This window comes from Streptococcus danieliae (genome assembly GCF_009767945.1).
Classification (GTDB): domain Bacteria; phylum Bacillota; class Bacilli; order Lactobacillales; family Streptococcaceae; genus Streptococcus; species Streptococcus danieliae.
The window spans coordinates 1-13,789 of record NZ_WSRS01000010.1 but is presented as its reverse complement, the minus strand read 5'-3'; the positions used below and the strand labels follow the sequence as shown (position 1 = coordinate 13,789).

At 47.2% G+C, this 13,789-nt stretch carries 14 protein-coding genes; 2 read left to right on the top strand and 12 right to left on the bottom strand.

Going from position 1 to position 13,789, the window contains the following annotated elements:
* Positions 1-9: 9 nt before the first annotated feature.
* The 8 genes from E5983_RS02060 to pcrA form a co-directional block, all read right to left on the bottom strand.
* Positions 10-1,320, bottom strand: coding sequence for an RsmB/NOP family class I SAM-dependent RNA methyltransferase (locus tag E5983_RS02060; RefSeq protein ID WP_160332264.1), 1,311 nt, complete (start codon positions 1,318-1,320; stop codon positions 10-12).
* The gene (locus E5983_RS02055; protein WP_160332263.1) at positions 1,298-2,107 is read right to left on the bottom strand and encodes an inositol monophosphatase family protein; all 810 of its coding nucleotides are present in this window, start codon (positions 2,105-2,107) and stop codon (positions 1,298-1,300) included. The genes E5983_RS02060 and E5983_RS02055 overlap by 23 nt, the downstream gene beginning before the upstream one ends.
* On the bottom strand, positions 2,088-2,360 hold the full coding sequence (locus E5983_RS02050) for a UPF0223 family protein (RefSeq protein ID WP_160332262.1): 273 nt from the start codon (positions 2,358-2,360) through the stop codon (positions 2,088-2,090). Before E5983_RS02050 ends, E5983_RS02055 begins: the two co-directional genes overlap by 20 nt.
* Positions 2,344-2,763, bottom strand: coding sequence for a Spx/MgsR family RNA polymerase-binding regulatory protein (locus E5983_RS02045; protein ID WP_160332261.1), 420 nt, complete (start codon positions 2,761-2,763; stop codon positions 2,344-2,346). Before E5983_RS02045 ends, E5983_RS02050 begins: the two co-directional genes overlap by 17 nt.
* Before the next feature lie 101 nt (positions 2,764-2,864).
* Positions 2,865-3,530, bottom strand: a complete 666-nt coding sequence (locus E5983_RS02040) for an antibiotic biosynthesis monooxygenase family protein (protein WP_160332260.1) — start codon at positions 3,528-3,530, stop codon at positions 2,865-2,867.
* The gene (locus tag E5983_RS02035) at positions 3,531-4,454 is read right to left on the bottom strand and encodes a bifunctional riboflavin kinase/FAD synthetase (protein ID WP_160332259.1); all 924 of its coding nucleotides are present in this window, start codon (positions 4,452-4,454) and stop codon (positions 3,531-3,533) included.
* Positions 4,455-4,467: 13 nt separating this feature from the next.
* On the bottom strand, positions 4,468-5,346 hold the full coding sequence (gene truB / locus E5983_RS02030; protein ID WP_160332258.1) for a tRNA pseudouridine(55) synthase TruB: 879 nt from the start codon (positions 5,344-5,346) through the stop codon (positions 4,468-4,470).
* A gap of 9 nt (positions 5,347-5,355) precedes the next feature.
* Positions 5,356-7,617, bottom strand: coding sequence for a DNA helicase PcrA (gene pcrA, locus E5983_RS02025; RefSeq protein WP_160332257.1), 2,262 nt, complete (start codon positions 7,615-7,617; stop codon positions 5,356-5,358).
* A gap of 131 nt (positions 7,618-7,748) precedes the next feature.
* Here pcrA and E5983_RS02020 point away from each other — a divergent pair, with 131 nt between their 5' ends.
* Both E5983_RS02020 and E5983_RS02015 read left to right on the top strand, forming a co-directional pair.
* Positions 7,749-8,948: a cation diffusion facilitator family transporter gene (locus E5983_RS02020; protein WP_160332256.1), complete on the top strand. Its 1,200-nt coding sequence runs from the start codon at positions 7,749-7,751 to the stop codon at positions 8,946-8,948.
* Between the two features lie 176 nt (positions 8,949-9,124).
* On the top strand, positions 9,125-10,585 hold the full coding sequence (locus tag E5983_RS02015) for an NCS2 family permease (protein ID WP_160332255.1): 1,461 nt from the start codon (positions 9,125-9,127) through the stop codon (positions 10,583-10,585).
* A 349-nt stretch (positions 10,586-10,934) separates the two neighbouring features.
* Here E5983_RS02015 and E5983_RS02010 read toward each other — a convergent pair whose 3' ends face one another.
* From E5983_RS02010 to lepB, 4 genes are read right to left on the bottom strand one after another with little or no spacing between them, the layout of a single operon-like run.
* A complete protein-coding gene (locus tag E5983_RS02010) occupies positions 10,935-11,774 on the bottom strand; it encodes an amino acid ABC transporter substrate-binding protein (protein ID WP_202056309.1) in 840 nt (279 codons plus the stop codon).
* Between the two features lie 11 nt (positions 11,775-11,785).
* Complete coding sequence (locus E5983_RS02005) at positions 11,786-12,415, bottom strand: amino acid ABC transporter ATP-binding protein (protein ID WP_160332254.1); 630 nt, start codon at positions 12,413-12,415, stop codon at positions 11,786-11,788.
* A 9-nt stretch (positions 12,416-12,424) separates the two neighbouring features.
* The gene (locus tag E5983_RS02000; protein ID WP_160332253.1) at positions 12,425-13,066 is read right to left on the bottom strand and encodes an amino acid ABC transporter permease; all 642 of its coding nucleotides are present in this window, start codon (positions 13,064-13,066) and stop codon (positions 12,425-12,427) included.
* A 3-nt stretch (positions 13,067-13,069) separates the two neighbouring features.
* Positions 13,070-13,630 (bottom strand): signal peptidase I, encoded by a 561-nt coding sequence (lepB, locus tag E5983_RS01995; protein ID WP_160332252.1) that lies wholly within the window; start codon positions 13,628-13,630, stop codon positions 13,070-13,072.
* Positions 13,631-13,789 lie beyond the last annotated feature (159 nt).

Genomic DNA, 13,789 nt, shown 5'->3' with positions numbered 1-13,789 from the left:
TTCTCCCCTTTACTGAAAACGCAAGCCTTTAGGATAGTGATTTTTGACCATCCCTTGACTAATTTTGACATAACCAAGGCCATTTTTACCACAGACTAAGTGGTACCAACCATTGGCCGGCGAACTGTGGGCTGGCAAACTCTGACCGGCGACATAGGCCGGAAACTCTTCTTCTGGCAATTCATACTTGTGATGCGACTGACTGGGCTTCAAAGCCATCCCCAAGGCAAAACTAGGTTCAAACCGTTTTTTCTTGAAGGTCCCCAGATGCAAGCCATTGCGGGCAATTCGGATTTTGTCCAAAGCCGGCAAACCTGTCGGGAGCAGGTATAGCTCCTCGCCAAAAGTCTGCAAGACTCCTGGCAAAGCCTCCTGCAAGTGTTCTTGTTCAAAGGCTTGCCAGAGTTTTTTCTGCTCCGCACTAAGGTTGCTGCGCGGAGCTTTCTTTTTGGGAACCTTATTGGCACCCTGGTAGTGCAGACGAGCGACAAACTGGCCCTCTCCCTTAAAATGATGGGGATACATCCGGGCTGTCTGACTCTGATCCAAACCGGCAACCATACCATTTTTCAGGGGAACCTGCTCCAAATCAAATGCATATTCCGTCAATAACCAATCCACAATCGCTTCATTTTCTTCTGGAGCCCAGGTACAGGTCGAGTAGACCAAACGACCACCCGGAGCCAACATGGTCACAGCCGTCTCCAAAATCTCCCGTTGCAGGCTGGCACACTGGCTCGGATAAGCCGGAGTCCAATAATCCATAGCTTCCGGTTGTTTCCGAAACATACCTTCACCGGAACAGGGAGCATCCAAGACAATCACATCAAAGAAACCTTGAAAAACCTTGCTGAGAGTAGCCGCATCAGCATTGGTCACTACTGCATTGCGAGCCCCAAAGCGCTCCAGATTTTCAACCAAAATTTTAGCCCTTTTGGGATGAATTTCATTAGCGACTAGTAACCCCTGATTGTTCAAGTAGGACAAAATATGAGTCGATTTGCCACCCGGGGCCGCGGCCAAGTCCAAGACCTTCATGCCTGGCTCAATCCCTGCGGCATCCACCACCATTTGGGCAGCGGGCTCCTGGGAATAAACCTGGCCGGTCACATGTTGTAATGATTTACCAGAAACCTTCCCATAATAAGACCAGGGTAGCCCCGGGATCGGCTGGGCAGTTTCTGGTAGCTGGATGGCCTCTTTTAAAGGGTTGACCCGGAAAGCCGAAACCGCTTCCTCCTCAAAACTCGCCAGAAAGGCAGAACTTTCCGTCCCCAAGATTTCTTGATACTTCTCTTTAAATCCTGCCGGAAAAGGCATGACTGGAACCTCCTCTTATTTTTTCCAAAAAATAATCTTCTAAATGGGCGGGAATTAGGAAAACGGGCTGCTTGCCCTGAAAACAAATGGCCTGCCCTTGAGCTTCGAGAAAACGATACCCCAAGGCTGGAGCTAGCACATAGGCTGCCGCATAATCCCAAGGCTGGAGGTAGGAGGCATAGGTCAACAGCTTGCCCTGCAAGACCTTGAGAAAACTAATGCCGGCACTTCCATAAACCCGAACTCCCAGGCTATCCCGGGCAATATCAGCCAGGCCAAAGGTGTTATCCCGCAACATGGCAGCATTACCCGAAACCAGCGACCGCTCTACCTGCACACAGGCTGCCGGCGCTGTAAAAGCCTTACCATTACAGGTAACCGGCAGTACCCCACCACCAGCTAAAAGAACTCGGCCCATCACATCATAGATAAAGGCAAAACCGGGCTGGCCATCCCGAAAAAAAGCCAGCATAATTGCAAAATTTTCACGCTGGGCAACCAGATTATTGGTTCCATCAATTGGATCCAAAATCCAGACTGCTCCTGACCGGGCATCTGGCTGATCGGTCAGCTCCTCCGCCAAAAAGGTATCCTCTGGAAAAACCTGACTGAGTTTACTGACTAAAAAATCTTGCACCCGATAATCCAGGTTGGTGACCAAGTCCGTCGGATCCTGCTTGCAACTGACCTCTAAGGGTTGCTCCAAGGCTTCACGAAGCATGATCCCAGCCTCTTCCAGCAAATCCAAGGCCAGCTTGTATCTGGACTTAAAGTCGAACTCTGCCATTCCCGCGCTCCTTCGCTGCCTGCCAGGCCCGGTACAAGGAATAACCGCTGGCCGCCTCAAATTCACGCCCCAGGGTCTTTTCAGCTGCCTTGCCAGGAACAACTTGTTTAAATTTCTGATAAGCCGCTAACAGGTCCTGGGCCTCAACCCCACCTTCATAGGCTTCTTCCACGCGATTGAAAAAAGAGAGCACTGAAGCTAATTCTTCAGTACTCCAACTTTCATCAAACGGATAACTATACTGATTCCTCATATCGATCCATCTCCGCTCTTAAGGTTGCATTTTTTAATTCTTGCTTCCGATAGCCCCTCGGTAAGAAAGCCCGAATCTCATCCTCATTAAAACCAACTTGCAGACGCTTGGAATCAAGGATGATCGGACGACGTAAAAGACTAGGGTTCTGCTCAATCAAACTCAATAGTTGTGAAATGGGCAGCTCCTCCAAATCCACATTTAATTTTTGAAAAATCTTCGAACGAGTTGAAATGATATCATCCGTTCCATTTTCAGTTAAAGACAAAATTTGACGCAATTCCTCCGCACTGAGGGGACTGGTCATAATATTATGTTCCTGAAACGGCACTTCGTGCTTACTCAACCAAGCACGCGCCTTCCGACAGCTGGTACAGCTGGGAGATAAGAATAAAGTAATCATCGTAAGATTCGCTTTCCAACCTACATACTATGTCTATTTTATCAAAAATGGAAAGGGATTCCTAGTCTTTTTTGAAAAGGTACCCAAAAAGCTCCACTCCTTTAGGATTTGGCAATAAAATCGAGCTCCATTAGCTCTATCCCTCGAGTTTCCACAACATCCATCGCCAAGGGAAAATCCAAAATTTCCTGTGGCTCCCAGCGAAGGGTTACCTGGTCATGGTCAAAGCCCTTCTTACCCTCCAAGAGATCTTCCTCTTTTTGGTCCGAAAAGATTTCGATCTGGTACCAATCTGTAGGCGACTGCTGGTCAAAGCTCAAATAAAAGGCATGAGGCCCCCCTTCAGCAAATACGTACTCCTGAATCAAACGATTCAAGCGATCCATTGCTTGACTATCGGGTTGCTCTGCTTGAAACAAAGACAGCCGTAAGCCGGAACCTGCTTGAGGCAGCTCTTTACTCAACTTCTCAAGCAAAATCAGCCCCTCCAAGCGAATATAGGCCTGCTCACGAATATAGGCCTGAACCTGGTCTTTATAATCTTTGTAGATATCGGAGTTCAAAAACTGGAGATAGGCCTGATTGGAACTAAAAATCTCCAAAACCAGATACAGATCTCCCTGCTCTGGACTCTGAAAACCATAAAAACTGACCAGATCCTCACCCAGTTCTTTAGAATCTTGGGCTAGATCCGCCAGGCAGCCTAGAAATTCCTCCCTTTGTTCCGGATGAATGGAAATACGAAATAGATTGATCACAGGTTTCATTTAGTCACGCTCCTTCCAGTCTTGAGCACGGTTTTTATCATCTTCTAATTGTTCAATCAGAGCTTGCACACTCGAGAATTTCACCATATCCCGTAACCGCGCCAACCAATCAATCTTCAGACGATGACCATAGATATCCGCCGAGAAATCAAAGATATTGACTTCAAAGCGCAATTCATCCCCTTCAAAGGTTACATTTTTCCCAACCGAGGCCATTCCACGATAGACCCGATTCCCCTCATGAACGTCCACGACATAGACGCCATCTGCCGGCATGTGCAGCCGATCCAGAGGAGCCAGATTGGCTGTCGGATAACCAATCGTCCGACCACGCGCATCCCCGTGCACCACAATTCCACAAGTCTGATAAGGTCGCCCTAGTAGTTGACTCACTTCTTCCACCTGTCCCTGGGCCAAGGCCGCTCGAATCCGTGTGGAGCTGACTTTTTTTCCGTCCAGATCATAAGAAGGAACAATTTCCACCTGACCTGGGAAGGATGAGGCTAAGAGCTGGGCTCCCTGCCGGTCACAGCCAAAATGGTAATCAAAACCAACCACCAACTTCTGAGCCTTGAGACTAGCCACATAGGTGTCCAAAAATTCTTGCCCCGTCAAACTACCAAATTCACTGGTAAAATCCTGCAAATACAAGAGGTCCACACCGGCCTGCTCCAACAATTCCTCCCGCAATTCGGAACTCGACAAATGCAGGAGCAAGTCTGGTCGAAATCGACTAAAGGCCAACTGCGGAGATTCCGGAAAGGTCAGCAGGGCCACCTGTAATCCTGACTGGTCTGCTAGCTGACGGGCCCGTTGAAAGAGCTGCTGATGTCCTTTATGGATTCCATCGAAATAACCGAGCACCAAAATGGTCGACTCCTTCTGTTCAATATCACGCCAGTCTTGAATGATTTGTTTTTTCATGCCTACTCCTTTCCTAGACAAAAACCTTGCTGGGCTTCCAAAGGTCTCCCTTTCGTTCCAGAACCGCATACAACTGCTCCTGGTAAAGAGCTGCCACCCGCTCTTCTGAATTGGTAGCCTGGATCCAACGACCATACCGTAATTCCTCAGCCTCTGCTGAACTTAGGTCATAGCTGGGCAGACTGGAAATTCCGAACTCCAAAGGTAAGCAAAAACTTTCCTGCCCCTCTGCCACCAGTTTTTCCAACTCTTCCAAGCTATAAGCTTCCGCCAGACTTAGACCAGCTGACTGGGTACGTACCAATCGAGACATGTGGCTGGCCAACCCCAACTTTTGACCCAAGTCGACCGCCAAGGTTCGAACATAAGTCCCCTTGGAACAAACAACCCGAAAGTCAAAGCGGAGCAAGCCATCCTCCCAACGGAACTCTGACTGACGGGAAAATTCTTGAATGGTCACTTGGCGGACCGGACGCTGGACTTCTTCACCAGCCCGAGCATACTCATAGAGTTTCCGACCATTGACCTTGACGGCTGAATACATGGGCGGAATCTGTTGGATTTCCCCCTGAAAACTGGCCATCAACTGGTCAACGACTTCTGGAGTCAGGTCCCGAGGAACCTCTGATTCTGCAATCCTTTCGCCCCAGGCATCCTCTGTGGTCGTTGCATAACCCAAAGTAATCTCACCTTCGTAGACCTTGCCACCATCTTGCATATATTCAATCAAACGGGTTGCCTTGCCGACAGCTATCGGGAGAACTCCTGTAACCTGAGGATCTAGGGTTCCACCATGCCCAACCTTTTTGGTTTTCAAGAGGCGACGCAAGCGGCCAACAACATCATGGCTGGTCATCCCAGCTGCCTTATTAACAGCAATAATTCCTTCCATGCTTCTCTCCTATCGTTTTTCAATGGGAGCCAAGGCTGCCAAAACTTTTTTCACGCCCATGTCTGGGAAAGAAATTTTCAACTCCTGGGCATCTCCAGAACCTGATACCGCTAGGACTGTTCCCAGTCCCCATTTGCGGTGGGAAACCTGATCTCCAATTTCCCAAACTTCTCCGGTTGCTTTCGAAGCAGGAGCCACCATCCCTGCCGTCTTGGGTTGAACCGCTTGTTTCCGCAAGCGTAGGGCTTCCTCCAAGCTCATTCCTTGACCAAACTTTTGCCCAGCTTGATTGGTATAGGAAACTGCAAAGCTAGTATTAGCAGGCTTGGCCAAGCCTTGGTAGTCCAAAAGCTCCGCTGAAATCTCATTCAAGAAACGACTGGGTTTGTTGTAGCTGGTCCGCCCATAGAGCAGGCGAGAATTGGCGTTGGTCAAAAACAGCCGCTCCTCAGCTCGGGTAATCCCTACATAGGCCAAACGGCGCTCCTCTTCTAGTTCATCTGGTTCCTGACTGGCCCTAGAAAGCGGGAAGACATTTTCTTCCATCCCAATCAGAAAGACATAGGGAAACTCCAAGCCCTTGGCTGCATGGAGGGTCATCAAGGTTACCTCGGCTGCTTCCACTTCTCCCTCATCAGTCTCGGAGCTGAGCGCCAAATCAATCAAGAAACGACCCAAGCGGTCCAAACCAGTTTCGCCCTCTTCAGCCTCTCCTTCATCAAAGGACTGGGTCACTGAGAGAAACTCCTGGATATTCTCCAAGCGTGACTGGGCTTCAACTGTCCGCTGGACCTCTAGGTTTTGACGGTAGCCTGACTCATCCAAAAGGGCATTGACCAATTCCGTCACGCTCAAGTTGTCAACCTGTTGACGCAGGCGATTCATCATAGCCGCAAAGTCTTCCAAAGCTTGGGCGGCCTTACCCTTAATCGGAGATAGGATCAATTCGCCACTAGCTTCAAATAAAGACAAGCCCTGAAGCTGAGCAAACTCTCGCAATTTTGTCAGGGTTCCTGGACCCACCCCGCGCTTGGGTTCATTGATGATCCGCTCAAAACTAATATTATCCTTGAGGTTGGCCAATAGGTTTAAATAAGCCACCAAATCTCGGATTTCCTTCCGGCTGTAGAACTTGGTTCCGCCAACCATGGTATAGGGAATAGCTGACTTCATTAAGGCTTCCTCAATAGTCCGGGATTGGGCATTGGTACGGTAGAGAACAGCCATGTTCTTATAATTTTTCCCTTCTTCTAGGACCAGCTGGCGAATGCTTTTAGCAACAAAGAGAGCTTCTTCTTGCTCATTGGTGGCCCGGTAATAGACTAGGGATTGTCCCTCGGGATTTTGGGTCCAGAGTTTTTTCGGACGGCGGTTTTTATTATGCACAATCACTTCATTGGCTGCCTGCAAAATCTTCTTGGTCGAGCGGTAGTTCTCTTCTAAAAGAACAACCTTGGCTGCCTTGTAGTCGCGTTCAAAATCCAAGATATTTTGCATATCTGCACCCCGCCAACCATAGATGGACTGGTCAGCATCCCCCACTACACAGATATTCTGGAAACGAGAGGCTAACAGTTTAACCAATTGGTATTGAGCCTGGTTGGTATCCTGGTACTCATCCACGTGAATGTATTGAAATTTTTGTTGGTAGTAGGTTAAAACATCCGGATTTTGGTCAAACAGCCGAAGTGTCATCAGAATCAAGTCATCAAAGTCCATGGCCTCTGACTGGCGCAACTCCTGCTGATAGGCCTTGTAACATTTGGCTACAACCTGACTGTACATATCACTAGCCTGAGCTTCATAAGCTCGGTCATCCAAAAGATCATTCTTGGCATTGGAGATGGTTCCCAAAACCGCTCGCTCACTCCACTTTTGCGGATCCAGGTTAAGTTCCTTGAGAATCCGCTTCATAAGCGTCCGTTGCTCCCCAGGATCGACAATGGTAAAGTTACGGTTATAACCAATCCGATCCGCATCGCGCCGTAAAATGCGGACACACATGGAGTGGAAGGTTGAAATTAGGGTATCCTGGGTTGCAGGATCCAAGGCATAGGCCCGCTCCTTCATTTCCCGTGCCGCCTTATTGGTAAAGGTGATCGCGAGAATATTCCAGGGGTTGACCATCTTTTCATCAATTAAATAGGCAATTCGGTGGGTCAAAACTCGGGTTTTACCAGAACCAGCCCCGGCCATAATCAACAAGGGTCCCTCCGTCGTTTGGACAGCCTCGGCCTGGCGCTCATTCATACCCGCTAATAGTGGATTCATGTCATCTCCTTGTAGTTGTGAAAATATCTTTCCTTATTATAACATTTGCCGTCCTTAACCTTCAATCGCCGTCATTGAATTTCCGAGACCCTTTTGTTAAACTTTTTGAAAAAGCAAAAAAGGAAGTTCCAATGTCCAGTCCGACTCAGAATTTAAAAATGGCGGAACGCGGTGCCCTGCTGGCCATCGCGACCTATATCCTCCTCTCAATCCTCAAAATCATCGCTGGCCATTTCTTCGGGTCCGCTTCCATCACAGCCGATGGCTTTAATAATATGACTGATATTTTGGGCAATGTGGCTGTCCTTATCGGTTTACGCCTGGCCCAAAAACCGGCCGACCGCGACCACAAATTCGGCCACTGGAAAATGGAGGATCTAGCCAGTCTCATTACCTCTCTAATTATGTTACTGGTTGGTTTTCAGGTCCTGTTTCAGAGTATTCAAGGCCTTATCCAGCCCCAGCAGGAAAACTTCGACCCTCAAGCCATGTGGGTCGGCTTCTTCTCGGCCCTTATCATGACCGGCGTCTATCTCTACAACCGGAACCTGGCCAAGCGCGTGCATTCTAAAGCTTTAGAAGCCGCAGCCCTGGACAACCTCTCAGATGTCCTCACCTCCCTAGGGACCAGTCTGGCTATTCTCGCCAGCCAGTTCCAACTCTATCTAGTCGACAAAATCATCGCCCTTCTGATCAGTATGATTATCCTCAAAACAGCCTATGACATCTTCCGAGAATCTACTTTCTCCCTCTCAGATGGCTTTGACGAAGACCTGTTGGACCACTACACCCAAAGCATCCTCACAATTCCCAAAATCGACCAAGTCCTCGAAATCCGTGGCCGCAACTATGGCAGTCACATCTACCTCGACATCACCCTAGCCATGAATCCCGACCTCTCGGTCTACGAGAGCCACAGCATCGCCGATCAAGTAGAGCAATTACTCCAAGAGCAATACGGTGTCTTTGATAGTGATATCCATATCGAACCCTCCCCCATTCCAGAAGATGAAGATCTAGACTTCCTCCTCAAAAAACTCTTTCTCTATCAAAGTCAGGTCGAGGCCGGCCAAAATCTTGATACCTACATCGCCGATGACTTTACCTATATTCCTACAAGCGGCCAAGTCCAAAACCGCAGCTCCTACCTGGCTGCCAAGCACCAAGAAATGGCCTTCAAAAAATTCCAAGTTAAATCCATCAGCCAAAAAACCAAACTGGTTTCCTATCAATTAGATGGAAAACAACACACCACCATCTGGCGCCGCCATGAAGACTGGCAGCAAATTTTCCACCAGGAAACGCAGATTGAAGAGACATCTCTAGAATAGACCAAGCAAGAAGGCGGGGACAAAAGTCCGACTTCGATTATTTTAGTTAGCGAAATGATTTTGACGCAGTAGCTGATTCTCCCAGACCCCTCTTACTTTTGTCAAAAAAGACTTGAAATACGAATGAATTTAGTTTAGAATAGTCATATCATTCGTTAATAAAGGAGATTTAACCCGTGGAACGGTTTTTTAATTTAAAAGAGTACGGAACATCCGTATCAACCGAGGTTATGGCTGGAATTACAACCTTCTTCGCCATGTCTTATATTTTATTTGTCAATCCTAGTATTTTGAGTGTGGCTGGTATGCCAACACAAGCCGTTTTCTTGGCAACCATTATTGCTAGTGCCGTTTCAACCCTGGTCATGGGGCTCTTTGCCAATGTCCCTTATGCGTTGGCACCAGGAATGGGGCTCAATGCCTTCTTTACCTATACTGTCGTTATCGGACTTGGCTTTACCTGGCAGGAAGCCCTCGCTATGGTTTTCCTTTGTGGTCTCTTTAATGTTTTTATCACTATCACCAAGGTTCGGAAAAGTATTATCAAGTCCATCCCAGTCAGCCTCCAGCACGCTATCGGTGGAGGGATCGGGGTCTTTGTAGCCTACCTTGGTTTCAAAAATTCCAACTTGATTACCTTCCTCACTTCAGCTTCTGACATCATCACTGTCAACGGAGTTGCACCTGCTGAAGCCAAGGCTGAAACATTCGCCAATGGAATCACTTCTGTTTTTGCAGGTGGGGGTGTTGTTCCTGCCATTTCAACCTTCACAGATGCCAGCGTGCTACTCACCGTTTTCGGTCTTCTCCTAACCGCCGTTTTGGTGATTAAAAATGTCCGTGGAGCCATTCTTATCGGTATTGTTGCGACAACCTTGGCCGGGATTCCGATTGGTGTTGTCGATCTTTCAACGATTGATTTCGCCAACAACAATCTAGCAACAGCCTTTGGAGAACTAGGAACAACCTTCTTAGCTGCTTTTGATGGGTTCGCTTCCCTCTTCGCTGATTCTAGCCGCCTCCCTTTGGTCTTTATGACTATTTTCGCTTTTAGCTTGTCAGATACCTTTGATACACTTGGAACCTTTATCGGAACCGGACGCAAAACTGGAATCTTCTCTGCCCAAGATGAAGAAGCCCTTGAAAACTCAACTGGATTCAACTCCAAAATGGACAAGGCTCTCTTTGCTGATGCCATCGGAACATCAATCGGTGCCCTCTTTGGTACTTCCAACACAACTACCTATGTTGAATCCGCAGCTGGTATTTCTGCCGGTGGTCGGACAGGTCTTACTGCTGTAACCACAGCGGTCTGCTTCCTTCTATCAACCCTAATTCTTCCTTTTATCGGCATTGTCCCTGCTGCAGCGACTGCACCAGCCTTGATCATTGTCGGGGTTATGATGGTTTCATCCTTCCTAGATGTTGACTGGAGCCAATTCGAAGATGCCCTTCCAGCCTTCTTTGCAGCCTTCTTTATGGCCCTCTGCTTCTCCATCTCTTACGGAATTGCAGCAGCCTTCATCTTCTACTGCTTGGTTAAGGTATCCACTGGTAAGGCTAAAGAAATTCACCCAATTCTTTGGGGGTCTACAGCCCTTTTCATTCTAAACTTTATCATTTTGGCTCTTCTATAAGAAATTTAAAAGAGGCTGGGGCACCCCCCTCTGACTAATGCAAAAAAGCAACGGTTTTAAAGCCGTTGCTTTTTTGCGTTATGGAGATAGTCTTGATACAATATATAGTATAATAAAACAGAAACTGCACACTTTGTGCTATAGAGCACCTCTAAAAACCCCAGTTTTTCTTCAAATTGAATCACTCAAACCTTGATAAATCAACATTTAGATTTTCAGAAATTTAGTTTTTAGAGGTGCCCTAAAGTATATGACAAATTTTCATCAATTGATTCCCCTTTCCCAAACGGTCATTGAAACGTCCTAAACGGTCAAAAAAGAGGGCTTGCACCCTCTCACTTTCGTTTCTTTACTTCTTAGCTTCTTCTTTTAGTTGCTTGCTGGCAACGTCATCACCGAACCATTTGTCCGAGATTTCTTGGAATTGGCCGGTTTGGTAGAGTTCCAAGAGACCTTGATTGAGGCGTCCTTGGAGGGTCTTGTCGGTTTTCCGGATACCTACCGCGAAGGCCTCTTCTGGAAAGCCTACTGGGAAAACCTGGTAGTCTTCTAAGACTCCTTTTTGGGTGAGGTAGTAGTTGGCGTAGACACGGTCGATCAGAAGTCCATCGATGCGGTCGTTTTCCAAGTCGATCAAAGCTTCATTGAAGCTTTGGTATTGGGTTGCGCGGTTGTTCTTAACATACTGCTTGAGTAGGTCTGGGTACTCTTCAAATTTGAGGTAACCGGAGGAGCCTGCTTGGGCTCCGAGGACCTTGTCTTTCATGTCCGTCGGGGTCCGGATACCAGATGCCTTTTTGGCAACCAGGACTTGTTCATTGGCCATGTAAGGCAGGCTGAAGTTGACTTTTTCCGCCCGCTCTTCGGTTTGGGTGTAACCGTTCCAGATGAGGTCAATGGTGCCGTTATTGAGTTCGGTCTCTTTCATATCCCAATCAATCGGTTGCCAGTTAACCTTGAGACCTTGTTTTTCAAAAATTCGGTTCGCCAGGTCAATGTCAAAGCCAACATTGCTTCCATTTTTCTCTTGGAAACCCATCGGGACGAAAGTGTTGTCAAAACCGATAGTCAAAGCTCCGCGTTTTTGATAGCTATCCCAGGCATCTGTTTTGGGATCGGTAACCTGGCTACTACAGGCTGTTAGAACCAGCAGGGAGAGGAGTGTCAAGAATCCTATGATACGTTTCATCTGCAGTCCTCCTACTGGGGAATCACTTCGAGGATTTCATCAGCGATGTTCTGGGCAAACTGCATGTCGTGGGTGACAACAATCTGGGTCATGCCCATTTCCCGGTTTTGAATCAGCAGTTTTTCAACCTCCAAACGCAAGCCTGGGTCCAGGGCACTAGTCGGCTCATCGTAGCCGATGATTTCAGGTTCAATCATCATAGCACGCGCCAAGGCCACCCGCTGTTTCTGCCCACCTGAAAGGGCATGAGGGTAATGATCAACCAGCCCCGCCAAGCCCAAACGCTCCAAGAGTTGACGCGCTTTTTGCTGGGCCTGATCTGGCTTCATATTCATGGTCTTCACAGGTGACAGGATTAAATTATCCAAGACCGTCATATGTGGAAAGAGTTGGAAATCCTGGAACACAAAGCCCAAGAGATTCATGCTGGCCAACTCACTAGCTGGGATCTCCTGACCATTGTAGAGCACTTGTCCACTATCAATCGTTTCTAGCCCCGCCAACATCCGCAGTAGAGTCGTCTTTCCACCACCGGATTGACCCACGATAGCTAGGATTTTCTTCTCAGGCACATTTAAGTTAAAGTTTTTGAGGATTTGCCGCTCCCCGAAACGTTTATTAATATTTTTTAATTCTAACATGCAGTCTCCTTAGCGATCATAGGCGTATTTTTGTTCAACTTTTCGAGAAACTAAGGTCACTACCCCAATCATAATGAGGTAAATGGCTCCAGCAACAAACATCGGAGCCAAACTCGCATCGCGATTGGCTGCAGTCCGGCTGACCAGGATCAGATCCGTAACCCCCAACGCATAAACCAGGGAAGTATCCTTAACCAAGGCCATGATCTCATTAAACACACTCGGTAACACAATCTTGGTCACTTGCGGCAGGATGATATACTGGATGGTCTGCACAGGGCTAAATTTCAAGACCTTGGCAGCCTCATACTGGCCTCGCGGAATCGAATCAATCCCACCCCGGAAAATCTCTGCAAAGTAAGCTGCGTAGTTAAGGGTAAAGGCGATAATTGCTGCTGGCATCCGGTCAATCCGGATCCCGATACTTGGCAAAATGTAATAAACAAAAATCAGTTGCAGCAGCAAGGGAGTCCCCCGCATAATCCAGATATAAATGGATAGCAACCAACGCAGAGGTTTGGATTCCACCTGCATGATAAACGCCACCAAGATCCCCAAAGGAATCGACAAAATTAAGACAATACTAAAAACTTGCAGGGTGACATTAGCCCCCTGCAACAAACTAGGTAAAATTTCTAAAACGTAAGCCATTTATTACTCCACATCTATAAAACCAAAACGCCCCAGCGGGGTCAAACGAAAGGTAATTATACCCTTAATCTGATCCTTTTGAACCAAGCCAAACTGACGACTATCCTCATGATTCAGCCGATTATCATTCAAGATCAGGAATTCCTCCTGTCCAAGGACACCTTGTTTGGACTGGGTCAAAGACTCAATGGTAAAATCTTCTGTAAACAGATTGCCTGTATTACTCGTTTTTCCTTGATAGGTATTTTTCATACTACGAATATAGGGTTCATCCTTAACCTCATGGTTGACATACAAAACATCATCCATATAGACAGCCCTCTCGCCACCTTGGGCAATCACTCGTCCAACATACTCTTTTTGATCGACTTCGTATAAGACAATACTTTCATTGGGAATCTCATTCTGATGAAAGGCCAATACATAATCAGCTGCTTCCAAGCCCTTCTGAACATCCTTTTCAGTCACATGATGAGGGGTAAACCAAAATAAACGAAGGAGCACAAAAATTACCACCAGGATACAGGTGATAAACACATTCCGGAACAAATCTCTTCTGACCATGTCTTCTCCTTTATACTTTTGCCTATTATATCACGAAAAAAGATAGAAAAAAAGGGTTCTATAATAAGTTGTGTGGAAAGCTTGCTCTCCATGCAACTTTTTTTGTAATTCAGAGTGCAAAAAAAAGCAATTCCTAGTAAACTGATAAGTGAAAAAAAA